We start from the raw sequence: 26,127 nt of genomic DNA on the forward strand, positions 1-26,127 counted from the left end.
AATGACGCGCGCGCCCGGGGGTGCCGTACGGAGGTCACGGCCCCTCTCCCGACCCCTCCGAGAGCCCTCCGTCCACGTCGCCGCCCCCGAGCCCGCCGGGGCCGCTCTCCGCCCGTACGACCCCCAGGAGGGCGTGCAGCCGGGGTGACGCGGCGAGGTCCTCCAGAGTCACCGGACGGCCTTCCGCGTCGGCGATGGGCAACCGCCAGTTGGGGTACTGGTCCCAGGTGCCGGGCAGGTTCTGCGGGCGCCGGTCCCCGACGGCGTCCGGCAGCCAGACGCCGATCATGTGGGCCGGGGTGCGCAGCAGGAACCGGTGCACGGCCTGGATCTCTGCCTCCTCGGCCGACGCGGGGCTGCCGCCGGTCGCGCCGTGCAGCAGCCCGAGCCGGCCCAGCACGGCGAGCCACTCCCGGGTGTCCGCCGCGGCGGCCGCCCGCTCCTCGTCGAGGGAGCCGAGCAACAGGCCGAGGCCGGCGCGCAGTTCGACGTGTTCACCGGTGAGCCGCGCCGCGGTGGACGGCAGGTCGTGGGTGGTGACGGTGGCCAGACAGTCGGCGCGCCAGCTCTCGGGAGGCAGCGGGTGCCCGTCGCCCTCCCAGTCCCGCTCGAACCACAGCACGGACGTGCCGAGCACACCGCGTTCCTGGAGCGTCTCGCGCACGCCGGGTTCGACCGTGCCGAGGTCCTCGCCGATCACCAGGGTCCCGGCCCGTGAGGCCTCCAGGACCAGGATCGCGAGCATGGCCTCGGCGTCGTAGCGGACGTAGGAGCCCTCGGTCGGCGGCTGCCCCTGGGGGACCCACCAGAGCCGGAACAGACCCATGACGTGGTCGATGCGCAGCGCGCCCGCGTGCCGCAGGAGGGCGCGCAGGAGGCGGCGGTAGGGCGCGTATCCGGACGCGGCGAGCCGGTCGGGCCGCCAGGGCGGCAGACCCCAGTCCTGGCCGCGCGCGTTGAAGGCGTCCGGGGGCGCGCCCACGGACATGCCGGCCGCGAAGTGCTCCTGCTGCGCCCAGGCGTCGGCCCCGTCCGGGTGGACGCCGACGGCGAGGTCGTGGACGAGGCCGACGGCCATGCCCGCGTCGCGCGCCGAGCGCTGGGCGGCGGCGAGCTGGGCGTCGGTGAGCCAGGCGAGCCTGCTGTGGAAGTCGACGCGGTCCATCAGCTCGCCGCGCGCGCGGGCGGTCTCCGGCGAGCGGGGATCGCGCAGCCCGGCGGGCCAGTTCCGCCAGTCGGAGCCGTGCACCTCGGCGAGCGCGTACCAGGTGGCGTGGTCCTCCAGCGCCTGGCCCTCCTCGGCGAGGAAGTCGGCGTAGGCGGCCCGCCGGCCGGGGCCGAGCGGTACGGCGCGCACCGCTTCCAGCGCCTCGCGCTTGAGTTCCCAGACGGCGTCACGGTCGATCAACGCGCCCTTGCGCAGCACGGATTCGCGCAGTTGCTCGGCCCGCTCCAGCACCGTGCGCAGCCGCTCGTGGTCCTCGGCGTACGGGTACTCGGGGACGTCCTCGACGCGCAGGTGCACGGGGTCGGGGAAGCGCCGGGAGGAGGGCCGGTACGGGGAGGGGTCGGTCGGGTCGCCGGGCACGGCCGCGTGCAACGGGTTGACCTGTACGAATCCGGCGCCGAGCGCGCGTCCCGCCCAGGCGGTCAGCTCGGCGAGGTCACCGAGGTCGCCCATGCCCCAGGAGCGGCGGGAGAGGAGGGAGTAGAGCTGGACGAGCAGGCCGTACGTGCGTCCGGGCGGCGCGGGCAGCCGGGTGGGGGCGACGACGAGGTGGGCGTCGGCGGTGCGGCCGTCGGGCGCGGTGGCGTGCAGCGTGTGAACGCCGGGGGGCAGCCCCTCGGCGGAGGCGCGGGTCTCGCCCTGTTCGGTGGTGACGCGCAGCCGGGTGCCGTCGGGCAGCGCGTCGAGCCCGGCGGGGGCCAGGCCGCCCCAGCAGACCACGGTCGGCGGCAGCAGGCGGCGGGCCGCTTCGGCCTCGTGGCGGGCGAGCGAGGCGGTCACGGCGTCCGGGGTGCTCGCGTCGACGCCGAGGGCGGCCAGGATCGCGACGAGCGCGGCGTCCGAGGCGGCGACCGTGCGGTCCGGGGAGGGGCTGTAGGCGGGGGCGACGCCGTGCAGTTCGGCGAGCCGGGACAGGGGTGTCGGCGGTGCCGGCTCCGATGGCGTCCGCTGCGGCTCGGCGGGCCCACTCGATGCCATCTAGAACCCCGACGCGGCGCCGGTGGAGGTGGGCTCGCTCGTCAGGTGCGCGGCGTCGGCCAGCGGCGGCTCGCTGGTCAGGGGTTCCGCGTCGGGCAGCGGGGGTTCGCTGGTGAGGGGCAGTTCCGTGCAGGCGCCTTCCGCGCTGAGCAGGCAGAAGCCGGCGCCCTCGGGCTCGGCGGACGCGCGTCCGCCGCGCTGGCCGGGGACGGACGGCTCCGCGTCGCGTTTGGACAGGGCCGAGAGAAGCAGGTGAGCCGATGCGGCCACGGGGGCCTCCTTGGTCGAGTCGGGTACGGCGTCCGAGGGCATTCCGGCGGTCGGCGGCGGGCCGTTGCCGGAACGGCATGCCCAGACGGTCACCGCAGCCCTACCCAGTCGGCGCGACGGCAGACGTACACGGACGAACAACGTGCTTCTGGTCACACTCCGCCGCCGTCCCGTCCCTCCGGGCCGCCCTTCCAGGCTGGGGCAATCCTGACACTTCGGCCACTCCCGTTGACACCCTCACCACCCGGATGGTGGGCTCGTCGCCGATCCGGCGCAGCCGCCGGGGAGGCGAGCTACGAGGGGGAAGCGTGCGGCTCCGGCGGGCGAAGGGGACGACCGCGCTCGCGTTCGCCGTGGTCGCGAGCGCTCTCGGGACAGCTCCGGTCGCCGTCGCGGCGCCCCCCGATGCGGGTCCCACGGCCTCCGCGGACGACGCCGAGTCCACCGGCGGCGCCGTGCCCTCCGTCTGGCCCCGCCCGCAGTCCCTGCGGGCGAACGGCTCCCCGGTCGCGGTCCCCGACGAGGTCGTCCTGGTCACCGGTCCGGCGGGCGCGACGGCGGCGCCGTACGCCCCCGGCACACCGCACACCCCGTTCGCACCCGGCGTCACCTCCGACCGGTACGCGCCGGCACCCCCCGACACCTCCGACGGCACGCTCGACCCGTACGCCGTCGAGGCCCTGCGCGCGGTGCTGCGGGAGGCGGGCGCGCGGAAGATCAGCACGGCGCGCGAGGGTGACGTCGTTCCGGCGCGCGCCCTGGTGGTGCGGGTGGGCACGGAGGCGGCGCGCACCGGCCGGTGGGGCGCGAACTCCGTCCCCGGCACCGGACCGAGCTCCCTGGAGCGTGCCCTCACGGCGCTCGGCGCGGCTCCCCGCGCCGATCTCCCCACCGGCGGCTACCGGCTGGCCGTCGGCCGGGTCGACGGCAGCGACACCCTCGCGCTCGCGGGAGTCGGCGAGGACGGCCTGTTCCACGCGGTCCAGACACTCCGTCAACTCGTGCGCACGGACGGCAGGATCGCCGGCGCCGTCGTCCGGGACTGGCCCGGCACCGGTGTGCGCGGCACCACCGAGGGGTTCTACGGCAGCCCGTGGACCACCGAACAGCGCCTCGCACAGCTCGACTTCATGGGGCGGACCAAGCAGAACCGGTACGTCTACGCCCCCGGCGACGACCTCTACCGGCAGGAGCGCTGGCGTGAGCCGTACCCGGCCGCACAGCGCGCGCACTTCCGGGACCTGGCGGAGCGGGCACGGCGCAACCACGTGACGCCGGCCTGGACGGTGGCCCCGGGGCAGGCAATGTGCTTCTCCTCGGACGCCGACGTGAAGGCCCTCACGCGCAAGCTCGACGCCATGTGGGCGCTCGGATTCCGGGCGTTCCAGGTCCAGTTCCAGGACGTCAGCTACAGCGAGTGGCACTGCGGGGCGGACGCGGACACGTTCGGCTCAGGACCCGCGGCGGCGGCGCGGGCGCAGGCACGGGTGGCGAACGCCGTGGCCCGGCATCTCGCCGCGCGCCACCCGGACGTGGCCGCCCTGTCCCTGATGCCGACGGAGTACTACGAGGACGGGGCGACGGACTACCGGCGCGAGCTGGCGAGCGCCCTTGCCGAGGGCGTCGAGATCGCCTGGACGGGCGTCGGCGTCGTGCCCAAGACGATCACGGGTGGCGAACTCGCCCGCACCCGCGAGGTGTTCGGCGGCCACCGGCTCGTCACCATGGACAACTACCCGGTCAACGACTACGCGCAGGACCGCGTGTTCCTCGGCCCCTACGAGGGGCGCGAGCCCGCGGTCGCGACGGGCTCGGCGGCGCTGCTGGCGAACGCGATGCCCCAGGCCGAGGCCTCCCGCATCCCGCTGTTCACCGCGGCCGACTACGCGTGGAACCCGCGGGACTACCGCCCGAAGGAGTCCTGGAAGGCCGCGATCGAGGACCTCGCGGACGGGGACGCCCGGCGGGCCGGTGCGCTGCGCGCGCTGGCCGGGAACGAGGCGTCGTCCGTGCTGGGCGGCGAGGAGTCGGCGTATCTGCGCCCGCTCGTCGAGGCGTTCTTTCAGGCGCGGACGACCACGGACCGGGCCGCGAACGCGGCGGCGGCCGAGCGGCTGCGCGCCGCGTTCACGGTGATGCGCGAGACCCCGGAGCGGCTGGCCGGACGTCCTGTCGCAACCGAAGTGGAGCCCTGGACCACGCAGTTGGCCCGGTACGGGGCGGCCGGCGAGACGGCCGTCGACCTGGCCGCCGCCCAGGCGAGGGGTGACGCGACGGCCGCGTGGACGGCGTACAACACCCTGGAACGGCTGCGCGCCGAACTCGCGGCGAGCGGGGTGACGGTCGGCAAGGGCGTGCTCGACCCGTTCCTGACCAAGGCCCGCTCCGCTTACCGGAGGTGGGCGGGGCTCGACAACGATCCGTCGGCTCGGCCCGGCGGACGGACGAAGCCCGGCGGGGCGACGGACGGGGCGGCACCGAAGGGCGACGGCCGGGCGGACAGCGGCGGTGACGCCCAGCACAGCGGCTCCGCGCAGGACGACGCGCCCCGGAACAACGGCGGTCGGCGGGACGGCGGGACCGGCGGGGAGGCCGACCCCCGTACCCTCACGCTCCCGCGTCCCCGCACGCTGACCGCCGTGAGCGTGCTCACCGACCCCGCCGCCGCGGGCTCCGTCGAGGCGCACGTGCCCGGCGAGGGCTGGCGGCGCCTCGGCCCGCTGGCGGCCGGGGGCGCGACGGAGATCCACACGTCGGGCGTGCGCACGGACGCGCTCCGGGTCAGTGGTCCCAGCCGGGACCAGGTACGGCATCTGGTGCCGTGGTTCGCCGACTCCCCCGCCGCAGAACTTGAGTTGAGCCGTTCGACGGCGGACGTGGAGATCGGCGGCACCCGGCGGGTGACGGCCCGGATCACCTCGCTTCGACCCTCCGACGTCCGCGGCGAGCTGACCGCGAAGGCCCCCGAGGGCATCCGGGTCGAGGTGCCGCAGGGCTCCTCGACACTCCCCCGTGGCGCGGTCGTCGACACCGCGGTCGAGGTCACGGTCGCGCCGGGCACCCCCTCGGGCACGTACGAGGTGCCGGTCACCTTCGGCTCCGAGACCCGCATCCTGACCGTCCGCGCCTTCCCCCGCACGGCGGGCCAGGACCTGGCGCGCACCGGCACGGCCTCCTCGTCCGGCGACGAGACCCCGGACTTCCCGGCCTCGGCGGCCAACGACGGTGATCCGGGCACGCGTTGGTCCTCGCCCGTCGAGGACGGCGCCTGGTGGCAGGTGCGCCTGGCCGAACCGGCCCGCCTCGGCCGCCTCACCCTGCACTGGCAGGACGCCCGCCCCTCCGCCTACCGCGTCCAGGTCTCCGCCGACGGCCGCGTCTGGCGCACGGCGGCCACCGTGAACGACGCCCCCGGCGGTCACGAGGAGGTCCGCTTCGACGAACGCGCCGTCCGCTTCGTCCGCGTCCAGGGCATCAAGCGGGCCACCCGGTACGGATATTCGTTGTGGTCGGTGGGGGTTTACGGGGTCGCGGACTGACCTGCGGGCCGGATCCACCGACGGGACGCGACCTCTCCCGGTGATCAATTACGGCGATCTTCCGGTCAGCTATTCACTCAGTACATATATTGAGTACATACTCAGTCCATGAGCACCCGTCACATCTTGTTGGGGCTGCTCGCCGGAGGACCCGGTCACGGGTACGACCTCAAGCGACGGCACGACGAACGCTTCCCGCAGGCACGCCCGTTGGCCTACGGGCAGGTCTACACGACACTGCAACGGCTGGTCCGCGACGGACTCGCCGCGGTCGACGGCACCGACTCGGACGGCGGCCCGGAGCGGACGCTGTACCGCTCGACCGACGACGGCTCGCGCGAACTGGCCCGGTGGGCGGGCGAGATCACCCCGCCCGCCCCCTTCGTGACGAACGAGATCTTCGCCAAGGTCGTCGTCTCGATCCTCGCCTCGGCGGATCCGGCCGGCTACCTCCGGGCCCAGCGCACCGCGCACATGGAGCGGATGCGCGAACTCACCGCCGTGAAGACGGAGCCCGGCGCCGACCTCGCGACCGTCCTCTCGGCCGACTACGCCCTCAACCACCTGGACGCCGACCTCCGCTGGATGAACACCACCGCGGCCCGGCTCACCCCTCTGACCGCGGAGGTCGACGCAGCATGAGCAACCCCCTTCTGGCCGCCCACGGCCTGGTCAAGGCGCACGGGCCCACCCCGGCCCTGCGCGGTGCCTCGATCGAGCTGGCCGCCGGCGAGGTGGTCTCCGTCACGGGACCCAGCGGCAGCGGCAAGTCGACGCTGCTGCACTGCCTGGCGGGCATCGTCCGGCCCGACATCGGCACGGTGGAGTACGACGGTGCGCGCCTCGACCTGCTGCCCGAGAAGCGGCTCAGCGAGCTGCGCAGGACGGAGTTCGGGGTGGTGTTCCAGTTCGGACAGCTGATCCCCGAGCTGACGGCCGCCGACAACGTGGCGCTGCCGCTGCTGCTCGCGGGCATTCCCCGCTCCGCGGCGCGTGAGCGGGCGGGTGAGTGGCTGGAGCGGTTCGGTGTCCGGGAGCAGGAGGCGAAGCGGCCCGGCGAGATGAGCGGCGGCGAGGCCCAGCGGGTGGCGCTGGCCCGGGCCATGGCGACGGATCCGAGGATCGTTTTCGCGGACGAGCCGACCGGCGCGCTCGACTCCCTCGCCGGGGAGCAGGTGATGAGCGCGCTGATCCGGACCGCCCGGGAGTCCGGCACGGCGGTCCTGCTGGTCACGCACGACGCCCAGGTGGCGGCGTACGCGGACCGGGAGGTCTCGCTGCGGGACGGCGCGGTCCCCGCCCACGGCTCCCCGTCGACGGTCCCCGCCGCGCTGCGGACCCAGGAGGTGTCCCGGTGAGAACGGACCTCGGACTCGCCCTGCTCCTCACCCGCGGTTCCGACCGGCGGGAGTGGTGGCGCGTGACACTGACGGCGGCCGGTGCGGCCCTGTCCACCGGACTCGGTCTGACCGCCGCGGTGGTCCTCTCGATCCGCGGGGACCGCAGGGTCCCGGTGGCCGACGGGCTGCTCGACCACCCCGCCGAGCGTTCCGGCGTGGTCCTGGCCCTGGTGCTCCTGCTGGTGCCGGTGCTGGGCTTCCTCGGGCAGTGCGCCCGCGTCGGTGCCGTGCACCGTGACCGGAGGCTCGCCGCACTGCGCCTGGCGGGGGCCGCACCCGGCCAGGTACGGCGGATCGCCGCCCTGGAAACCGGACTGGCGTGCCTCATCGGCTCCGTACTCGCCACCGCCGCCGCTGTTCCGTACGTGTGGCACAGGTGGCCCGACCCGCCCGCTCTCCTCTGGGTGGCGTGCACGTCGGTCGCGGTGGCCGTGCCCGTGCTGGGCGCCCTGGTGAGCACGTTCGCGCTGCGCCACGTCGTGGCCTCACCGCTGGGCCACGTGCGCCGGACACGTCCGGCGGCGGGACGGCGCCCCGGCCGTGTCGTCGTCGTGACGGCGCTGGTGATCCTTCTCACCGGCCTTGCCCTCGGCCCGCGCCGCCTCGGCGGGTACGAGACGACCCAGGGGTTCGTCCTGATCGTGGTGATTCTCACCGGCCTCGGCGCCGTCCGGGCGGCGGGTGCGGCCGCCCGTCTGATCGGCCGCGTGCTCGCGGAACGGACCGAGAACCCCGCGACCCTGATCGCGGCCGAGCGGCTGCGGGACGATCCGTGGGCCGGCGCCCGCACCCACGCGGCGGTGCTGCTCGTGACCGTCGTGGGGACCGGCTTCGTCGGCGTACGTGAGGTGCTGCTCGCCGACCTCACGGGACGCGACCCCGAAATGCTCGCGGCGGACCTGTCCTTCTACACCACCGGGGTCGACCTCTCCGGCGCGGCGATCCTGATCGCTCTCGCGCTCGCGCTGTCCGGTCTCGCCGTGGGCACCGCCGAGTCGCTGGCCACGCGACGCCGCGGCCTCGCGGCGCAGGTCGCGGCAGGCGTGCCGCAGAGCGTGCTCGGCCGAGCCCTGCTCCTGGAGACCGCGCTGCCGCTCGCCCCGGCCGTCGCGGTCGCCGGTGCCGGAGGCCTCGTCGTCGGCCTCTGGTACGGACAGCTCGCGGGCCACGGAACGGTCCCGCTCCTGCCGCTGGTCGTCCCCCCGGCCGTCTACGCGGCCTGCCTGCTCGCCGCGGCCACGTCCCTGCCCCTGCTGCGCCGCTCGATGCGGCCCGCGGAGCTGCGCCGCCTCTGAACGGCGCACAGTTGCCCACGCCCGCCCCCCGGGAGGCACAGGGGTCCTCCCGGCGGGCCGGACCCGGCGTGCCGCACGTGCCGCGCGTGCCGGAAGGTGGCAACACAAAAGCCCGGATCGTCAGGCTGAAATGCCGTCGATCCGGGCCATCGCGTCGTCCGCGCCGTAAGGCTGCAGGTAGGGCAACCAGCGCGGGTCCCTGTGCCCGGTTCCGATGATGCGCCAGGCGAGCCCCGTCGGCGGGGCGGGTTTGTGGCGCAGGCGCCAGCCGATCTCGACCAGGTGGCGGTCGGCCTTGGTGTGGTTGCAGCGGCGGCAGGACGCCACCACGTTGTCCCAGGCGTGCTGACCCCCGCGTGAGCGCGGGATGACGTGGTCGACGCTGGTTGCGACGCCACCGCAGTACATGCACCGGCCGCCGTCGCGGGCGAACAGCGCTCGCCTGGTCAGCGGGACGGGCCCTCGGTAGGGAACCCGTACGAACCTCTTCAGCCGGACCACGCTGGGTGCGGGGACAGTTACGGTCGCGCTGTGCATGAAGGCGCCGGATTCCTCGAGAGAGACGGCTTTGTTCTCCAGAACGAGGACGAGCGCGCGGCGGAGCGGTACGACGCCGAGCGGCTCGTACGACGCGTTGAGAACCAGGACGTGCGGCACGGATGCCTCCTTGTACGCCGGCGGCGCGTGGCTCGCGCCGGGACGATCTGTAGCCAGTCTCTCCTCATGCCTGGTGGAAGCGCCACCATGTCCCGGTAACGGGCTGGGAGTGTTTTCGACCACACCCCCTGCATCCCCAGGTGAGCACCGTCTCTCCCCCGCTGAACACAACGATCCACACACGATGCCCCGTTAGTGTGGTGGTTCTGCCCGAACGGCGCCTCTTATGTCCCCGGCCGCGGGCGGACCGCTACGCCTGGAGGTACCTGCTGTGTCCCTGACCGTCCTATCGGCCCTGGCCGCCGCCCCGACCCCGTCGCCGTCCCCGTCGACGACCGGTCGGGTCGCCCCCACGCTTCAGGACGCCCAGGAAAGTGCGACCAACGCCGCGAGCTGGGTCGAGGAGAACTGGTCGACCTGGCTCGCGATAGGTCTGCGCGTGCTGCTCATCGTGGTCATAGCCGCGGTGCTGAGAGTGGTGGTGCGGCGGGCGATCACCAAGCTCATCGATCGCATGAACCGCACGGTGCAGGCCGTCGACGGCACCTCGCTCGGCGGGCTGCTGGTCAACGTGGAGCGCCGCCGGCAGCGCTCGCAGGCCATCGGGTCGGTCCTGCGCTCGGTCGCGTCCTTCCTGATCATGGGCACCGCCGCGCTGATGATCCTCGGCACGTTCGCGATCAACCTCGCCCCGCTGCTCGCCTCGGCCGGTGTGGCCGGTGTGGCCATCGGTTTCGGCGCCCGCAACCTGGTCACGGACTTCCTCTCCGGCGTCTTCATGATCCTGGAGGACCAGTACGGCGTCGGTGACACGATCGACGCGGGCGTCGCGTCCGGCGAGGTCATCGAGGTGGGCCTGCGCGTGACGAAACTGCGCGGCGACAGCGGCGAGATCTGGTACGTCCGCAACGGCGAGGTCAAGCGCATCGGCAACCTCTCCCAGGGCTGGGCCACGGCCGGTGTGGACGTCACCGTCCGCGCCTCGGAGGACCTCGACCAGGTGCAGTCCGTCCTGAACAACGTCGCCGAGGCCATGAGCAAGGAAGAGCCCTGGAACGAGCGCCTGTGGGGCCCGATCGAGATCCTCGGCCTGGACAGCGTGCTGCTCGACTCCATGGTGGTCCGCGTCTCGGCCAAGACCATGCCCGGCAAGGCCCTGTCCGTCGAGCGCGAGCTGCGCTGGCGCATCAAGCGGGCCTTCGACGAGGCGGACATCCGGATCGTCGGCGGGGTGGCGGCGGCCCACGAGGAGGAGCCGGTCGACCCGTCGGAGAGTGTGGCGGCCCCCTCGGCCCACGCGAACCCGACCTCCGCGCAGTCCCTGGCCGCGGCCCCGATCGTCCCGGGCCCCACCCCGCCGAGCACGGCCAAGTAGCGCCACAGGACTCGCCCGTACGAAGGAGGCGGCACCCGGTCACCCCGGGCGCCGCCTCCTTTCGCGTGCCGCCGCCTCGTGAACGGAGCGCACGCCCCGCCCCGTCGAACAAGCGCGCCCCGCCTCGAACGACAGCGCCCCGACCTCGAACGGCACCGCCCCCGCAGGTAACGAGTCGGTTGCCGCGGGGGTGGTTTCTCTTGACGCCCCCGCCCCACCCGGCCTACTTTCCTCGCACCAGCAATAGGAAACTTTCCTAACAATGATCTTGCGGTGGACTTCCGGAAGGCACCCCTGGGAAGCTGGTCGGCCAAGAAGGGCAGGTGGCGACAGACATGGCAGGTTCCGCCGGTACGCCGGGCACCCCGCGCGTCCTGCGCGCCATGAACGACCGGGCCGCACTCGACCTGCTGCTCGCGCACGGCCCCCTCTCACGGACCCGCATCGGCAAGCTCACCGGGCTGTCCAAGCCCACCGCCTCGCAGCTCCTCGCCCGCCTGGAAGCGGCGGGCCTGGTGCTCGCCACCGGCACGAGCGAGGGCCGCCCTGGCCCCAACGCCCAGCTGTACGTGGTCAATCCGGGCGCCGGCCACGCGGCGGGCCTGGACGTCACCCCCGACCGCATCCTCGCCGCCGTCGCCGACATCACCGGCCGGACCGTCGGCGAGTACGAACTGCCCACCCCGGGCCGCCGCCCCGCCCAGCCCGTCGTACGCCAGGTCACCGACGCCCTCGACGGCGCGGTCAAGGCCGCCGGACTGGCCCGGGACGACGTCCGCCGCCTGGTCATCGGCACGCCCGGCGCCTTCGACCCCAACACCGGCCGGCTGCGGTACGCCTCGCACCTGCCCGGCTGGCACACCCCGACACTGCTCGACGAGCTGGCGGCCGCGCTGCCGATGCCCGTCGAGTACGAGAACGACGTCAACCTCGTCGCCATCGCGGAGCAGCGGCTCGGCGCCGCCCGGGGACACGAGGACTTCGTCCTGCTGTGGAACGAGGGCGGCCTCGGTGCCGCACTCGTCCTCGGCGGACGGCTGCACCGCGGCTGGACCGGCGGCGCGGGCGAGGTCGGCTTCCTGCCGGTGCCCGGCGCACCCCTGGTGCGCCAGGTGACCAAGGCCAACAGCGGTGGCTACCAGGAGCTGGCCGGTTCCCAGGCGATCCCGAAGCTGGCCCGCGAACTCGGCATCAAGGACCTGCCCGCGGGTCCGTACACCGAGGTCGCGGCCACCGTCGTCGAGCGGGCCGCGGCCGTCGGGGACGGCCCCTACCGACAGCTCCTGGAGACCTACGCGACCGGTCTCGCCACCGGTCTGGCCTCGCTGGTCTCCGTACTCGATCCCGAACTGGTCGTGCTCAGCGGCTCGTCGCTCACCGCGGGCGGCGAACCACTGCGGGCCCTGGTCCAGGCCGAGCTGGAGGAGCTGGCCGCGTCCCGGCCGCGCCTCGTGGTCGGCGGCGTCCACGAACACCCCGTACTGCGCGGCGCGTTGGAGAGCGCCCTGGCAGCCACCCGCGACGAGGTCTTCGACACCTCCCGCTGATCCGCACCACCGCTCGGCACCCGCACGACCCCGTCGCCTTCACCGTCCCACCCGTCCCGCCCGTCACCCCGTTTCGCCCCGTCCTTCGCAGGGAGAACTCGCCATGCCCGGAATGTCCCGAAAGGTGGCTGTCGCGCTCGCCGCCTCCGCCTCGATAGCCCTCTTCGCCACCGCGTGTACCGGCCAGTCCGACGGCGGCGGGAGCGACGACGCGTCCAAGGAACAGACGATCAACTTCTGGCACGCGTGGAGCGCGCCGGGCGAGGTCAAGGCCGTCAGGTCGCTGGTCGCCGGCTTCGAGAAGGCGCACCCCAACATCCACGTCAACGTCGTCGCCAACATGACGGACGACAAGATCAACCAGGCGCTGCGGGCCGGCGGTGGCAAGGCGCCCGACGTGATCTCCTCGTTCACCACGAACAACGTGGGCAAGTTCTGCTCCTCGGGCGCGCTCGTCGATCTCAACCCCTTCTTCAAGAAGTCGGGCATCGACCCCGAGACGACGTTCCCGAAGGCGATGAACGAGTACACCCAGTTCGACGGCAACCGGTGCACGGCGCCGCTGCTCGGTGACGCGTACGGCCTCTACTACAACAAGACCGCCTTCGAGAAGGCCGGGATCTCCTCGCCGCCGAAGACCTGGTCGGAGTTCGAGAAGGACGCCAAGAAGCTCACCGTCACCAAGGGCGACTCCTACTCCCAGCTCGGGTTCATGCCGAACTACCACGGCTGGGAGTCCACCACCGAGCACTACTTCGGGCAGTTCTCGCCGACGTACTTCGACGGCAGCGGCAAGTCGAACGTCGCCAAGGACCCCGCCTTCACGGCCGGTTTCACCCTCCAGAAGAAGCTGGTCGACGAGCTCGGCGGCTTCAAGAAGCTGGAGACCTACCGCTCCAAGCTCGGTGACGAGTGGGGCCCCAAGCACCCCTTCCACACCGGTCAGGTCGCCATGCAGCTGGACGGCGAGTGGCGGCTCGGCATGGCCGAGGAGGCCAAGCCCGGCTTCGAGATCGGGGTCGCCCCGCTGCCGGTCCCGGACGACCAGGCGGACCAGTACGGCAAGGGCTACACCACCGGCACGATCACGGGCATCGCGGCCACCAGCAAGAAGCAGAACGCGGCCTGGGAGCTGGTCAAGTACATGACCACGAACACGGACGCGGTGGTCGGCTTCGCCAACGACATCCACAACGTGCCCTCGACGCTCGAAGCCCTCAAGTCGCCGAAGCTGAAGTACGACCCGCGGTTCAAGACGTTCCTGGACATCGCGTCGAACCCGAACTCCACGACGACGCCGGCGTCCATCAACGGCGGCACCTACCTCGTGACGCTCCAGCAGTTCGGATACGACTACGAGAGCGGCAGGACGAAGGATCTGAAGGCGGGCCTGGAATCCACCGCCAAGCAGATCGACACGGACATCGCGCAGGCGAAGTAGCCACACGATGAGCACTGTCACGCCGGCTTCGAAGCGCCGCCGGTCGGCGCTTCGCACCCTCGCCTTCATGTCGCCCTGGTTGATCGGGTTCGCGGTCTTCTTCGCCTACCCGCTGATCTCGACCGTCTACTTCTCCTTCATGCACTACGACGGCTTCAAGCCGCCGACGTGGGCGGGGACGCAGAACTGGACGTACGTCTTCGAGAACTACCCGCTGTTCTGGCCCGCGTTGCGCAACACCCTGTGGCTGGTCCTCGTGATGGTGACCCTGCGGGTCCTGTTCGGACTCGGCGTGGGCCTGCTGATCACGAAGATCAAGACGGGCACGGGAGTCTTCCGCACCCTCTTCTACCTGCCCTACCTCGCCCCGCCGGTGGCGGCCACCATGGCCTTCGCCTTCCTCCTCAACCCCGGTACGGGGCCGGTCAACTCGATCCTGGACAAGGTCGGCGTCCCGGCCCCCGGCTGGTTCAACGACCCCTCCTGGTCCAAGCCGGCCCTGACCCTGCTCGCCCTGTGGGGCATCGGCGACCTGATGGTCATCTTCATGGCCGCGCTGCTCGACGTGCCGACCGAGCAGTACGAGGCAGCGGAACTGGACGGCGCCTCCGCCTGGCAGCGCTTCCGGTACGTGACGCTGCCGAACATCTCGCCCATCGTGATGTTCGCCGTGGTCACCGGCGTGATCCAGACCATGCAGTACTACACACAGCCGCTCATCGCCGGGAAGGTCGCCTCGGGCGTCATCCAGGGCGCCGGCACGCAGTTCGAGCCCGGCTATCCCGACAAGTCGACGCTCACCCTGCCCCAGCTCGTCTACAACCTCGGCTTCCAGCGCTTCGACTACGGCTCCGCCTGTGTGGTCGCGCTCGTGCTGTTCGCCCTGTCCATGGTGTTCACCGCGTTCCTGATGCGGCGCCGGGGCGGCCTCATCCAGGCAGGTGACTGACCGATGACCCACGTACTCGACAAGCCGGCGGAGTTGGCGAAGCCCGTCTCCCCCGCCGAACGCACCGCCCGCCGCAAGGCGCTCCTGGAGTGGGTGGCCATCCACTCGCTCGGCGTCGCCACCGCCCTCTTCTTCGTCCTGCCCTTCGTGTTCGTGTTCCTGACCTCGCTGATGAGCGACAGCCAGGCACTCAGCCGGGACCTGATCCCGCACACCTGGGAATGGGGCAACTACAAGAAGGTCTTCGACACCCCGGGCTTCCTCACCTGGTGGAAGAACACCCTGCTGTACGCGGGCTTCGGCACCGTGCTGACCGTCGTCTCGTCGATCCCGGTCGCCTACGCGCTCGCCAAGTTCCGCTTCCGCGGCCGGAATCTGTCCCTGATGCTGGTCATCTCGATGATGATGCTGCCGCCGCAGGTCGTGATCATCCCGATGTACCTGTTCTGGGCCAAGCAGCTGGACATGTCGGGCACCCTGTGGCCGCTGATCATCCCGATGGCGTTCGGCGACGCGTTCTCCATCTTCCTGCTGCGCCAGTTCCTGATGACCATCCCGAACGAGTACCTGGACGCCGCCAAGGTCGACGGCTGCGGGGACCTGCGGACCCTGCTGAAGATCGTCCTGCCGATGGCGAAGCCCGGTATCGCGGCCGTCGCGCTCTTCCAGTTCTTCTACGCCTGGAACGACTACTTCGGACCGCAGATCTACGCCTCGGAGAACCAGGGCGCCTGGACCCTGTCCTACGGCCTGGAGTCGTTCAAGGGCGCGCACCACACCGACTGGAATCTCACCATGGCCGCGACCGTTCTGGTCATGGCCCCCGTGATCCTCGTGTTCTTCTTCGCGCAGAAGGCGTTCGTCGAGGGTGTCACGCTCACCGGAGTGAAGGGTTAACCATGAAACTCACCGTGGTCGGCGGAGGGTCGACCTACACCCCCGAACTCATCGACGGCTTCGCCCGGTTGCGGGACACCCTGCCGGTCGAGGAACTGGTCCTCGTCGACCCGGCGGCCGACCGCCTGGAGCTGGTGGGCGGTCTGGCACGGCGCATCTTCGCCAAGCAGGGCCACCCCGGCCGGATCGTCACGACCTCCGACCTGGACGCGGGCGTGGAGGGCGCCGACGCGGTGCTCCTGCAGCTCCGGGTCGGCGGCCAGGCGGCCCGTCAGCAGGACGAGACCTGGCCGCTGGAGTGCGGCTGCGTCGGACAGGAGACGACGGGCGCCGGCGGTCTGGCCAAGGCGCTGCGGACCGTTCCGGTGGTGCTGGACATCGCCGAGCGGGTCCGCCGCAGCAACCCGGACGCGTGGATCATCGACTTCACCAACCCGGTCGGCATCGTCACCCGCGCCCTCCTCCAGGCGGGCCACAAGGCGGTCGGCCTGTGCAACGTGGCGATCGGCTTCCAGCGGAAGTTCGCCGGCCTGCTCGGCGTCTCCGCCGCCGACGTGCACCTCGACCACGTGGGCCTCAACCACCTCACCTGGGAGACCGGGGTGCGCCTCGGCGGCCCCGAGGGCGAGAACGTCCTGCCCAAGCTGCTCGCCGAGCACGGTGACGCCGTCGCCGACGACCTGCGACTGCCGCGCAGCCTCGTCGACCGGCTCGGCGTGGTCCCCTCGTACTACCTGCGCTACTTCTACGCGCACGACGCCGTCGTCGAGGAACTGCGCACCAAGCCCTCGCGCGCGGCCGAAGTCGCCGAGATGGAGCGGCAGTTGCTGGCGATGTACGGCGACCCGGCGCTCGACGAGAAGCCGGAGCTGCTGGCCCGTCGCGGCGGTGCCTTCTACTCGGAGGCCGCCGTGGACCTCGCCGCGTCACTGCTCGGCGGAGGCGGCAGCCCCTACCAGGTGGTGAACACCTACAACCGGGGAACCCTGCCGTTCCTGCCGGACGACGCGGTCATCGAGGTCCAGGCCGCGATCAACGCCAAGGGCGCCACGCCGCTCGCGGTCCCGGCCGTGGACCCGCTGTACGCGGGCCTCATGGCGAACGTGACGGCGTACGAGGACCTCGCTCTGGAGGCCGCCCTGCGCGGGGGCCGCGACCGGGTCTTCCGAGCCCTGCTCGCGCACCCCCTGATCGGCCAGTACGCCTATGCCGACACCCTGACCGACCAGCTGATCGCGCACAACCGGGAGCACCTCGCGTGGGCATGACCTCGACGGAATCCGGCGCCGGGACGGCCGCCGGGTCCGGGCCCGCAGACCTCACCGGCCTCGTGCTGGCCATCGACGCGGGGAACAGCAAGACCGACGTCGCCGTGGTCACCGCGGACGGCCGGGTGACCGGCACCGCGCGCGGCGGCGGGTTCCGGCCCCCGGTGGTCGGCGTCGAGACCGCGGTCGACGTGCTCGCCGACGCCGTGCGGCGGGCCTTCGTGGAGGCGGGCGTCACCTCGGTCGAGCACGTCTCCGCCTGTCTCGCCAACGCGGATCTGCCCGTGGAGGAGGAGCAGTTGGCTGCGGCGCTGGACGCGCGCGCGTGGGGCGCGAGCGTGGAGGTGCGCAACGACACGTTCGCGATCCTGCGTGCCGGGATAGCCGACCCGCGCGGTGTCGCCGTCGTGTGCGGCGCCGGCATCAACTGCGTCGGTATGCGGCCCGACGGCCGTACCGCCCGCTTCCCGGCCATCGGCCGCATCTCCGGTGACTGGGGCGGCGGCTGGGGTCTGGCGGAGGAGGCCCTGTGGCACGCGGCACGGGCCGAGGACGGCCGGGGCGGACCCACCGCCCTGACCCGCACCCTGCCCGCGCACTTCGGCCTGGACTCCATGTACGCGCTCATCGAGGCGCTGCACCTGGAGCGCATCGGCAACGCGCGCCGGCACGAACTGACCCCGGTCCTCTTCGCCACCGCGGTGGACGGCGACCCGGTGGCCCGCGGGCTCGTCGACCGGCTCGCGGAGGAGGTGGTCGCCATGGCCGCGGTGGCGCTGACCCGCCTCGACCTGCTCGCGGAGGAGACCCCGGTCCTCCTCGGCGGCAGCATCCTCGCGGCCCGGCACCCGCAGCTCGACGACCGGATCCGCGAACTCCTCGCCGCCCGCGCCCCGAAGGCGGTCCCGCAGGTGGTCGCGGCCCCGCCCGTGCTGGGTGCGGCGCTGCTGGGCCTGGACCGGTTGAGCGCGGGGCACGACGTCCACGCGCGCGTGCGGGCCTTCTACGAAGGGGGCTGACCGGACCGGTGAACGCGGGGGCGCGCGGGTGGGCGCCCCCGCGTTCCGCCGCGCCGGCGCGGGAACCGAACCGGACCGGAACACGTGTTCATGGGCAGGGGGGCGGTGCCGGGGAATTCGTGCTGCGCCGTGATCCGAACAAGATCCAGGCAAGGCCTGTGCGGATGCCGGTCCCGGCGGCGATACTTGCCGCCGTGCACCTACGCCGTGCGGCCGCGCCGGCCGCGTCCGCGGCGAGCGTGAGCGGACGGATGACCATGGGGGAGGTCACGTGACACAGCCGCCGAAAGGCAGTGCGGCGCCACCGGGGCGGGGCGCGCCGACGATGCCGGCCGTGCCGCCGCAGGCCGGACCTCCCGTGCCGCAGGCCGGGCCCGGCGCTCCCCACGGGCTGCCGTCGGCCGGTACCGCGGCACCGGCCGCTCCGCCACGGCGTACGGCGTGGGCGGAGGGTGTGGACCGGCTGCGGGCCGGCGCGACGACGGAGCCGGGACGCCTGCGGATCATCGGCGCTCTCCTGGCCCTGCTGGTCGTCGCCTTCGGTGCGGTCACCGCCCTGCAGATGACGCAGCGTTCGGACGCGGCGGACAACGTGCTGAACAGCAGCCAGCCGCTGAGCGCCAGCGCCGCCGACATCTACCGCTCCCTCGCCGACGCCAACACCGCGGCCGCCAGCGGCTTCCTGGCCGGCGGCCAGGAGACGAAGGAATCCCGCGACCGCTACGACCGGGACATCCGGACGGCTTCCGCGAAGCTCGTCACCGCGGCCAACAGCAGTGAGCCGGGCTCCCCTTCGGCGGCCACGATCTCCCAGCTGAACAGACTGCTGCCCGAGTACACGGGCCTGGTCGAGCGCGCCCGCGCCAACAACCGGCAGGGCTTCCCGCTGGGCGGCGCCTATCTCCGGTACGCGAACGAGAAGATGCAGGACCAGATGCTGCCGAAGGCCCAGCAGCTCTACACACGGGAGAACCAGCGGCTGAGCGCCGACTACGCCGAGGCCAAGCCCTACCCGTGGGCGGCGATCGCCCTCGGCCTCGTCGCGCTCGGAGCCCTCGTGTGGGCGCAGCGGCGCAACTACCGCCGGACGAACCGGGTGATGAACCAGGGCATGGCCGCGGCGACCGCCGCGTCCGTGGTCGTCCTGCTGTGGCTCGCCGTCGGGCACACCGTCGCCCGGGCCGGCCTCGACGATTCCTACGACCACGGCGTCCGGTCCCTGAACGTGCTGCACGACGCGCAGATCGCGTCGCTGAAGGCGCGGGGCAACGAGAACCTCACCCTGGTCAGCCGCGGCGCGGAGACCAAGACCCTGGCCGACGGCACGACCACGGTCGACCTGTACGACAGCGAGTTCGACACGGAGATGAAGCAGCTCACCAAGGGCCTCGCCGTGGCGGAGAACCTCGCGGACGACGCGGCGGGCGAGAAGCCCGTACAGACCGCGACGTCCAACATGAAGGAGTGGAAGGCCCGGCACAAGGACGCCCGCGCGTTCGACGAGCAGGGCAAGTACCAGGACGCGCTCGACAAGGTCATCGGCTCCCTCGACAAGAAGCCCACGGGCGCGTGCTTCGACGGTGTCGACAAGAACCTCACGCGCGCGCTGACGCACGAGCAGGCCGAGTTCAAGCAGGCGGCGGGCGACGGTCTGGGGGCCATGAGCGGGCTCCCGGTCGGCGCGGCGGTCCTCGCGGTCCTGGCCGCGGCGGGCGCGGTGTTCGGCGTCGGGCGCAGGCTTTCGGAGTACCGGTGAGAGGGGGAGCGGCGATGATCGCTCGACGCCTGAGGGCGAGCCTGCGCGGCTGGGGCGGCGTGGGCGCGATGGCGTTCGCCTGCGCGGTCGCGCTCGTCTTCGCACTGCTGCTGCCGCTCAGCGACGCGCACGGGGAGGGCGGTGCGGACGTCGGCGGCCAGGGCCTCGGCCGGGGCACCCAGGCCAAGGCCGAGAAGTGCACCGACCCGCAGGACCGGAGCCCCGCCCCGTCGAGCGCGGACGGGCCGACCATCGAGGCCATCAAGGCGCGCAAGGACCGGCGGCTGATCGTCGGCGTCGACCAGAACAGCTACCGCTGGGGCTACCGCGACCCGAACAACCCGAAGGCCGGCAGTGACCTGGAGGGCTTCGACATCGATCTGGTCCACGCCATCGCCAAGGACATCCTCGGCGACCCGGACGCCGTCCAGTTCCGCGCCATCCCCACCAGCCAGCGCATCTCCGCCGTCAAGGAAGGCACGGTCGACATGGTCGTGCGCACCATGACGATCACCTGTACCCGCCTTGCCGACGTCGCCTTCTCCGCGCCCTACTTCAAGACCGGCCAGCAGGTACTCGCCCCGGACAAGTCCTCGATCACGGGGTACGACAAGAGCCTCGCCCACCGGAGGATCTGCGCGGCGACGGGTTCCACGGCCTTCGACAAACTGAATACCGACAAGATGGTCGCGTCCGCCAGCGTCATCGCCGTCCCCAACCAGCTCGACTGCCTGGTGCGGCTCCAGCTGGGTGAGGCCGACGCGGTGGTGACCGACGGCGCGCTCGCCGCGAGCCAGGCGGCGCAGGACCCCACGGTCAGGCTGAAGGGCGACACCTTCACCACGGAGTACTACGGCGTGGCCATGCGCAAGACGTCGGACGACCTGGTGCGCCGCGTCAACCGGATCCTCGCGGACTACCGCAAGGACGGCTGGCGCCAGTCCTACGACAAGTGGCTCGCGCCGACCCTCAAGGACGACTCCCCCTCGAAGGAACCGCCCACCGCCCAGTACAAGTAACCGACCTGATACCACTGGAGAGTTGCCCTGGCGCGCCGCCGAGCGCGCTGGGGACGGACAGGAAGCGAGAGGTGATCGATGGGCGCCACGGAGCCCCCCGGGCCGGTGATGGACCGGGACGAGGCGGACCGTGCGCTGGCGCGCCTCGGCGCCGAGCACGAGGCCATCGAGACCTCCCTCCTCGCCCTGCAGGACCACGCGGGCCGCAGGCTCCTGGAAGGCGCCGAACTCACCGGCACCACCAAGGAGCGCTGGACGTCCGCGGACGCCTCGATCACCCTGCTGTGGGCGTACTTCGACGCGTACACCGATGCGCTGCGCTCCGCCCGCGACATCCGCTCCCGCAGGCGCTGGTCCAGCCGTGAGGACCTGGTCGAACTGACCGAGCTGCTGCGTGGTTCGGGCATCACGGTCGCCGGTTCCGCCACGGCCACGGCGAACGCGCCGACGCTGGCCGGCAGCGGCAAGCTCAGCGAGCGGTTCACGCCGGCCGCGCTGGTGGACCGGATGAACGAGCTGTACGCGTCCTCGCTCGACATGATCGTCAGCGCGGACGCCGTGTGGTCCGCGCTGCCCGCCCGGATCGATTTACTGGCCGCCGAGCTCCAGCGCACCCGCGGGCTCGCGCACTCCGTGGGCGTGCGCCCCGGCGAGCATCCCTCGGGCGACGACCTGGAGCGGATCACCCGCACCCTGACCACCCTGCGCGAGCAGGTCATCTCCGACCCGCTGGCCTTCTGGACGCCGACGCAGGGCAGTTCGGCCCCCGGTGGCGGCCGGCCGGACACGACGGCGTACGACCGTGAGGCGCGCGCCCTGGAGGAGGTGCGCCGCGAGATCGACGCGGTGCTCACCGTGCGCCAGGACGCGGAGGCGCGTCTTGTGAAGCTGCGGGACGTGCTCAGCCGGGCCGACCGTACGCTCGCCGAGGCGCGCAGTGCCCGCGGCGAGGTGCTCGCGAAGATCGCCGCGTCGGAGGTGCCCGCCGTGAGCGGTCCGCCGACGGCGTTGCAGGAGCAGCTGGCGGCGGCCGCGGAGTACCGCAGGCACGCGCAGTGGCACCGCCTGTCACCACTCCTGGAGGCGCTGGAGGAGAAGGCGGAGGACGAACTGATGCGCGCCCGCGAGTCGTTGTCGGCGGTCACCGCGCCGCTCGCGGTCCGGGCGGAGCTGCGCGGCCGGCTCGACGCGTACAAGGCGAAGGTCGCGCGTCTCGGCTTCGCCGAGGACCCGTTCCTCGTGGAGCGCTACGACGCGGCCCGGCGCATGCTGTGGAGCGCTCCCTGCGACCTTCGGGTGGCGGAGGAGGCGGTGCTGCGGTATCAGACGGCCGTCGCGGAGGCGCTGAGCCCGAGGGTGCCGGAGCAGGGCGGGCCGCAGGACCGGGCGGAGCACAGGGGGCCCGACGCGTGAGCGGGGAAGGGGGTGCGGCGTGAGTGAGCACGCTGTGGGTGAACAACAGAGATGCCAGCGGCCCGGTTGCGAGGGGTCGTACGAGGACATGGGCGGTGGCGAGCGGTACTGCGACACGTGCGGGCTCGCCCCGGTCGTGTCCGCGAAGGGGATGGTGAACTCACCTCCGACGGGGGTGACCGCGGGCGGCAGCGCCTCGCGCGGTTCCACCAGCGGGAGCGTGCGCGGGAGTTCGCGGGCCAGCTCGCGGACGTCGTCGCGCTCCTCGCAGTCCCGGCGCTCGGTGTCCGGCCGGCTGTCGCGGTCGCTGTCCGGCGGTTCGACGAACCGTTCGGTGTCGGTGCGCAGCTCCGGTTCGACGGCGGGTTCCTCCGGCCGGGGCCGGCTCGGCGCGGGTCTCGTCGAGGTCCCGGGGGTACCGCGTCCCGATCCGCGCGAGATGGTGCAGGAGAACCCGGAGGTCCCCGAGCGCAAGCGGTTCTGTTCGCGCTCCGACTGCGGTGCTCCGGTGGGGCGTTCGCGCGGTGACCGGGCCGGTCGCACCGAGGGTTTCTGCACGAAGTGCGGCCACCCGTACTCGTTCGTGCCGAAGCTGCAGACCGGTGACATCGTGCACGGCCAGTACGAGGTGGCGGGCTGTCTCGCGCACGGCGGGCTCGGCTGGGTGTACCTCGCCGTGGACCGCGCGGTCTCCGACCGGTGGGTGGTCCTGAAGGGTCTGCTCGACACGGGCGACCAGGACGCGATGGCGGCGGCGATCTCCGAGCGGCGCTTCCTCGCGGAGATCGAGCACGCCAACATCGTGCGGATCTACAACTTCGTCGAGCACCTCGACCAGCGGACGGGTTCGCTGGACGGGTACATCGTCATGGAGTACGTCGGCGGCAAGTCGCTGAAGGAGATCGCCAACGGTCGGCGGACGCCGGACGGCAAGCGGGACCCGCTGCCGGTGGAACAGGCCTGCGCGTACGGCATCGAGGCCCTGGAGGCCCTCGGTCATCTGCACAGCCGCAACCTGCTGTACTGCGACTTCAAGGTCGACAACGCGATCCAGACCGAGGACCAGCTCAAGCTGATCGACATGGGCGCGGTGCGCCGCATGGACGACGACGAGTCGGCCATCTACGGCACGGTGGGCTACCAGGCACCCGAGGTCGCCGAAGTGGGCCCCTCCGTCGCCTCCGACCTCTACACGGTCGCGCGGACGCTCGCGGTCCTCACCTTCGACTTCCAGGGCTACACGAACGTCTTCGTGGACTCCCTGCCCGACCCGGGCCACATCGAGGTCTTCCGCCAGTACGAGTCGTTCTACCGGCTCCTGGTCCGCGCCACCGACCCGGATCCCGCACGCCGGTTCGCGTCGGCGCAGGAGATGTCCGAGCAGCTGACCGGCGTGCTGCGCGAGGTGGTGTCCCTCCAGACGGGGCGGGCACGGCCCGCGCTGTCGACGCTGTTCGGGCCGGAGACGAAGGTCACCGACACGCAGCTGTTCGGGACCGCGGCCGAGGACGTGTCGCGGCTCGGGGCCCGGCCGGCCCCCGTCCGTGGGAGGAAGGCCGCGCCCCGGCTGCCCGCGGGCGCCGACGGCGCGGCACCCCTGCCGCCGCCTGCGGACTCCCCCACGCTGGTCAAGGCCGTTCCGGCGGCGGCCGCCGCGCTCGCGCTGCCCGTTCCCCGGGTGGACCCGGGCGACCCGAACGCCGGCTTCCTCGCGGGACTCATCGCGTCGGCGCCCGCCGAGCTGATCGCCGCGCTGCACGCGGCCCCGGCCGGCTCCCCGGAGCTGCGGCTGCGTGAGCTGCGGGCCCGCCTGGAGATGGGCGAAGCGGCCGCCGCGCACCACGGGGTGGAGGCGCTGGAGTCGGACCACCCGGACGACTGGCGGGTGGTCTGGTACCGCGGTGTCACGGCGCTCGCGACGGGCGGGAACGAGATCGCGGCCCTGTCCTTCGACGCCGTGTACGACGCCTTCCCCGGCGAGCCCGCGCCGAAGCTGGCCCTCGGCCTGTGCGCGGAGGTGCTCGGCCAGCTGGACAACGCCGCGGAGTACTACCGCCTGGTCTGGACGACGGACCCCAGCTATGTGAGCGCGGCGTTCGGACTGGCCCGCGTGCAGCTCGCCGCCGGGGACCGCCGTGCCGCCGTACGCACCCTGGAGTCCGTACCGGAGTCGTCGATCCACTACACGGCCGCGCGGGTCGCCGCCGTGCGGGCGCGGCTGCGGCAGCGCCCGGTCGCGGACTCCGCCGCACCGCCGTTCCTGGACGACCTGACGGCCGCCGCGGGGCAGGTCGAGGCGCTCGACGGGTTCGGTCTCGACGCGGTGCGACGCGAGCAGTTGTCGACGGAGGTCCTCGGTTGCGCCCTGGACTGGGTACTCTCCGGTAGCCAGGGTTCCGCTCCGGCCTCTGGAGGCGGACCTGTGCTGCTCGGCAGCGCGTTGGACGAGCGCGGCCTCCGTTTCGGCCTCGAACGTTCGTACCGGACGCTGGCCCGGCTCGCGCGGGGCGGCGAGGAGAGGATCGACCTGGTGGAACGTGCAAACCGTTACCGCCCCCGGACGTGGGTGTGATTGATGTCCCAGATGCCCCAGCCCACGGCCCTTTCGCGGTGCCCCAGTTGCGAGGAGCCGCTGGAGGCGGGTGACCGTTTCTGCGGTGCGTGCGGCTACGACCTGTCGACGGTGCCGACACCACCGCAGGACCACCCCACGATCGCCATCAACGGTGTCGGCGCGGAGGCCCCCGCGCCGACGGTTCCACCTGCGCCGACAGCTCCATCTGCGCCTGCGGCTCCATCTGCGCCTGCGGCGGCACCTTCCGTGGACTGGCCCGTGGCGCCGGAGGTCGACACCTCCGACGTACCCGCGCCGGTGCACCACGCCGCCGACATCCGGGGCACCGACTCCGGCGGCTCCGAACTCCCGCACCCGGAGCACCCGCACGGCGATCAGGCATCGGGCGTACGGTTCGACCGGCCCCCGGAGCCCGACGAGTACCCGCTCGCCCCGCCGGCCGCCGAGAGCGTCCCGGCCGCCCCCGGGGCACCGGCGGCCCCCGCGGATCCCCGCACCGCCGACCTGCCGGCACCCCCCGCGGGCGGCAGGACGTGCGTGGCGTGCCGGTCCGGCCAGGTCGACACCGACGGGTACTGCGAGAACTGCGGCCACGCGCAGCCGCGGGAACGGGACCACATGGAACAGGAGTTGGGCGCGGTCGCCGCGGTCAGTGACCGCGGTCTGCGCCACCACCGCAACGAGGACGCGTTCGCGATCTCCTCGACCGCGCTGCCCGACGGCTCCCCCGCCGTCGTCGCGATCGTCTGCGACGGCGTCTCCTCCGCGACCCGCCCCGACGAGGCGTCCCTCGCGGCGTCCCGCGCGGCGGGCGAGTCGCTCATGGCGGCCCTGCCGCTCGGCACCCATCCGCAGCAGGCCATGCACGAGGCGATCGTCGCGGCCGCGGAGGCCGTCAACGCGCTGGCCGACCCGTCCACCGCCCAGGGCGACCACGCCCCGCACGTGAACGCGCCCGCCTGCACCATCGTCGGCGCCATCGTCACCCCGGCCCTGCTGATCGTCGGCTGGGTCGGCGACAGCCGCGCCTACTGGGTTCCGGTCGACCGCACCTCGCTGCCCGCCCGACTCACCGAGGACGACTCGTGGGCCGCGCAGATGGTGGCCGCGGGCCTGATGAACGAGGCGGAGGCGTACGCCGACGAGCGCGCCCACGCGATCACCGGGTGGCTGGGCGCCGACGCCTACGAACTGGAGCCGCACACCGCGTCCTTCAAGCCGGACCGGCCCGGTGTGGTCGTGGTCTGCACCGACGGGCTGTGGAACTACGCGGAGGCGGCCGAGGACATGGCCGGGGCCGTCCCCCTCGACGCCGCCGAGCGTCCGCTGCACAGCGCCCAGGTACTGGTCGGCCACGCCCTGGACGGCGGGGGCCACGACAACGTAACAGTGGCCGTCCTGCCGTTCCCCGCCCCCGTCCAGGGGGCAGGATCGGCCTGAGGCCGACGAACGGACGGGGACGGCCGAGGACCGAAGGGGACCGGTCCGCACAGTCATGGCC

General features: G+C 72.8%; 19 protein-coding genes. 16 read left to right on the forward strand and 3 right to left on the reverse strand.

Features of this window, described 5'->3' with window-relative positions; genetic code table 11:
- Positions 1-34: 34 nt before the first annotated feature.
- Both malQ and ACIRQH_RS21495 read right to left on the reverse strand, forming a co-directional pair.
- Positions 35-2,206, reverse strand: a complete 2,172-nt coding sequence (gene malQ / locus ACIRQH_RS21490) for a 4-alpha-glucanotransferase (RefSeq protein ID WP_404226811.1) — start codon at positions 2,204-2,206, stop codon at positions 35-37.
- Complete coding sequence (locus ACIRQH_RS21495; RefSeq protein ID WP_358819348.1) at positions 2,207-2,476, reverse strand: hypothetical protein; 270 nt, start codon at positions 2,474-2,476, stop codon at positions 2,207-2,209. It abuts the gene before it with no gap.
- Positions 2,477-2,784: 308 nt separating this feature from the next.
- Between ACIRQH_RS21495 and ACIRQH_RS21500 the strand changes: the two genes are divergently transcribed.
- The 4 genes from ACIRQH_RS21500 (at position 2,785) to ACIRQH_RS21515 (ending at position 8,710) form a co-directional block, all read left to right on the forward strand.
- A complete protein-coding gene (locus ACIRQH_RS21500) occupies positions 2,785-6,015 on the forward strand; it encodes a beta-N-acetylglucosaminidase domain-containing protein (protein WP_404226812.1) in 3,231 nt (1,076 codons plus the stop codon).
- A gap of 108 nt (positions 6,016-6,123) precedes the next feature.
- Positions 6,124-6,657 (forward strand): PadR family transcriptional regulator, encoded by a 534-nt coding sequence (locus ACIRQH_RS21505; protein WP_388877852.1) that lies wholly within the window; start codon positions 6,124-6,126, stop codon positions 6,655-6,657.
- Entirely contained in the window at positions 6,654-7,373 is a 720-nt protein-coding gene (locus ACIRQH_RS21510; RefSeq protein WP_404226813.1) for an ABC transporter ATP-binding protein, read from the forward strand. The genes ACIRQH_RS21505 and ACIRQH_RS21510 overlap by 4 nt, the downstream gene beginning before the upstream one ends.
- On the forward strand, positions 7,370-8,710 hold the full coding sequence (locus ACIRQH_RS21515; RefSeq protein WP_404226814.1) for an FtsX-like permease family protein: 1,341 nt from the start codon (positions 7,370-7,372) through the stop codon (positions 8,708-8,710). Before ACIRQH_RS21510 ends, ACIRQH_RS21515 begins: the two co-directional genes overlap by 4 nt.
- 120 nt (positions 8,711-8,830) lie before the next feature.
- Here the strand turns inward: ACIRQH_RS21515 and ACIRQH_RS21520 are convergent, their stop codons facing one another.
- Positions 8,831-9,367 (reverse strand): HNH endonuclease, encoded by a 537-nt coding sequence (locus tag ACIRQH_RS21520; protein ID WP_358819353.1) that lies wholly within the window; start codon positions 9,365-9,367, stop codon positions 8,831-8,833.
- Between the two features lie 226 nt (positions 9,368-9,593).
- On the opposite strand from ACIRQH_RS21520, the gene ACIRQH_RS21525 reads away from it, so the two are divergent.
- The 12 genes from ACIRQH_RS21525 (at position 9,594) to ACIRQH_RS21580 (ending at position 26,066) form a co-directional block, all read left to right on the forward strand.
- Positions 9,594-10,742: a mechanosensitive ion channel family protein gene (locus ACIRQH_RS21525; protein ID WP_388930994.1), complete on the forward strand. Its 1,149-nt coding sequence runs from the start codon at positions 9,594-9,596 to the stop codon at positions 10,740-10,742.
- Positions 10,743-11,077: 335 nt separating this feature from the next.
- Positions 11,078-12,289: an ROK family transcriptional regulator gene (locus ACIRQH_RS21530; protein WP_358819355.1), complete on the forward strand. Its 1,212-nt coding sequence runs from the start codon at positions 11,078-11,080 to the stop codon at positions 12,287-12,289.
- A gap of 103 nt (positions 12,290-12,392) precedes the next feature.
- Entirely contained in the window at positions 12,393-13,730 is a 1,338-nt protein-coding gene (locus ACIRQH_RS21535; RefSeq protein ID WP_388877865.1) for an ABC transporter substrate-binding protein, read from the forward strand.
- 7 nt (positions 13,731-13,737) lie between these two features.
- Positions 13,738-14,679, forward strand: a complete 942-nt coding sequence (locus ACIRQH_RS21540; RefSeq protein WP_404226815.1) for a carbohydrate ABC transporter permease — start codon at positions 13,738-13,740, stop codon at positions 14,677-14,679.
- Positions 14,680-14,682: 3 nt separating this feature from the next.
- Complete coding sequence (locus tag ACIRQH_RS21545) at positions 14,683-15,576, forward strand: carbohydrate ABC transporter permease (protein WP_388877868.1); 894 nt, start codon at positions 14,683-14,685, stop codon at positions 15,574-15,576.
- Positions 15,577-15,578: 2 nt separating this feature from the next.
- Positions 15,579-16,844, forward strand: coding sequence for a 6-phospho-beta-glucosidase (locus ACIRQH_RS21550; protein ID WP_358819359.1), 1,266 nt, complete (start codon positions 15,579-15,581; stop codon positions 16,842-16,844).
- Complete coding sequence (locus tag ACIRQH_RS21555) at positions 16,841-17,863, forward strand: N-acetylglucosamine kinase (RefSeq protein WP_388877872.1); 1,023 nt, start codon at positions 16,841-16,843, stop codon at positions 17,861-17,863. The genes ACIRQH_RS21550 and ACIRQH_RS21555 overlap by 4 nt, the downstream gene beginning before the upstream one ends.
- Before the next feature lie 271 nt (positions 17,864-18,134).
- On the forward strand, positions 18,135-19,619 hold the full coding sequence (locus tag ACIRQH_RS21560) for a hypothetical protein (protein WP_388877875.1): 1,485 nt from the start codon (positions 18,135-18,137) through the stop codon (positions 19,617-19,619).
- A gap of 14 nt (positions 19,620-19,633) precedes the next feature.
- A complete protein-coding gene (locus tag ACIRQH_RS21565; RefSeq protein WP_404226816.1) occupies positions 19,634-20,638 on the forward strand; it encodes a glutamate ABC transporter substrate-binding protein in 1,005 nt (334 codons plus the stop codon).
- 78 nt (positions 20,639-20,716) lie between these two features.
- Positions 20,717-22,051, forward strand: a complete 1,335-nt coding sequence (locus ACIRQH_RS21570) for a hypothetical protein (RefSeq protein WP_358819363.1) — start codon at positions 20,717-20,719, stop codon at positions 22,049-22,051.
- An 88-nt stretch (positions 22,052-22,139) separates the two neighbouring features.
- A complete protein-coding gene (locus tag ACIRQH_RS21575) occupies positions 22,140-24,623 on the forward strand; it encodes a tetratricopeptide repeat protein (protein ID WP_388877891.1) in 2,484 nt (827 codons plus the stop codon).
- On the forward strand, positions 24,624-26,066 hold the full coding sequence (locus ACIRQH_RS21580; protein WP_404226817.1) for a PP2C family serine/threonine-protein phosphatase: 1,443 nt from the start codon (positions 24,624-24,626) through the stop codon (positions 26,064-26,066).
- Positions 26,067-26,127 lie beyond the last annotated feature (61 nt).

Source organism: Streptomyces sp. NPDC102279 (assembly GCF_044766365.1).
Lineage (GTDB): Bacteria > Actinomycetota > Actinomycetes > Streptomycetales > Streptomycetaceae > Streptomyces.

Excerpts from the sequence above, each read along its gene's own strand:
- malQ (WP_404226811.1), bottom strand. The coding sequence starts at position 2,206 with ATGGCATCGAGTGGGCCCGCCGAGCCGCAGCGGACGCCATCGGAGCCG.
- ACIRQH_RS21505 (WP_388877852.1), top strand. The coding sequence starts at position 6,124 with ATGAGCACCCGTCACATCTTGTTGGGGCTGCTCGCCGGAGGACCCGGT.
- ACIRQH_RS21510 (WP_404226813.1), top strand. The coding sequence starts at position 6,654 with ATGAGCAACCCCCTTCTGGCCGCCCACGGCCTGGTCAAGGCGCACGGG.
- ACIRQH_RS21525 (WP_388930994.1), top strand. The coding sequence starts at position 9,594 with ATGTCCCCGGCCGCGGGCGGACCGCTACGCCTGGAGGTACCTGCTGTG.
- ACIRQH_RS21530 (WP_358819355.1), top strand. The coding sequence starts at position 11,078 with ATGGCAGGTTCCGCCGGTACGCCGGGCACCCCGCGCGTCCTGCGCGCC.
- ACIRQH_RS21535 (WP_388877865.1), top strand. The coding sequence starts at position 12,393 with ATGCCCGGAATGTCCCGAAAGGTGGCTGTCGCGCTCGCCGCCTCCGCC.
- ACIRQH_RS21540 (WP_404226815.1), top strand. The coding sequence starts at position 13,738 with ATGAGCACTGTCACGCCGGCTTCGAAGCGCCGCCGGTCGGCGCTTCGC.
- ACIRQH_RS21545 (WP_388877868.1), top strand. The coding sequence starts at position 14,683 with ATGACCCACGTACTCGACAAGCCGGCGGAGTTGGCGAAGCCCGTCTCC.
- ACIRQH_RS21550 (WP_358819359.1), top strand. The coding sequence starts at position 15,579 with ATGAAACTCACCGTGGTCGGCGGAGGGTCGACCTACACCCCCGAACTC.
- ACIRQH_RS21555 (WP_388877872.1), top strand. The coding sequence starts at position 16,841 with ATGACCTCGACGGAATCCGGCGCCGGGACGGCCGCCGGGTCCGGGCCC.
- ACIRQH_RS21565 (WP_404226816.1), top strand. The coding sequence starts at position 19,634 with ATGATCGCTCGACGCCTGAGGGCGAGCCTGCGCGGCTGGGGCGGCGTG.
- ACIRQH_RS21570 (WP_358819363.1), top strand. The coding sequence starts at position 20,717 with ATGGGCGCCACGGAGCCCCCCGGGCCGGTGATGGACCGGGACGAGGCG.
- ACIRQH_RS21575 (WP_388877891.1), top strand. The coding sequence starts at position 22,140 with ATGGGCGGTGGCGAGCGGTACTGCGACACGTGCGGGCTCGCCCCGGTC.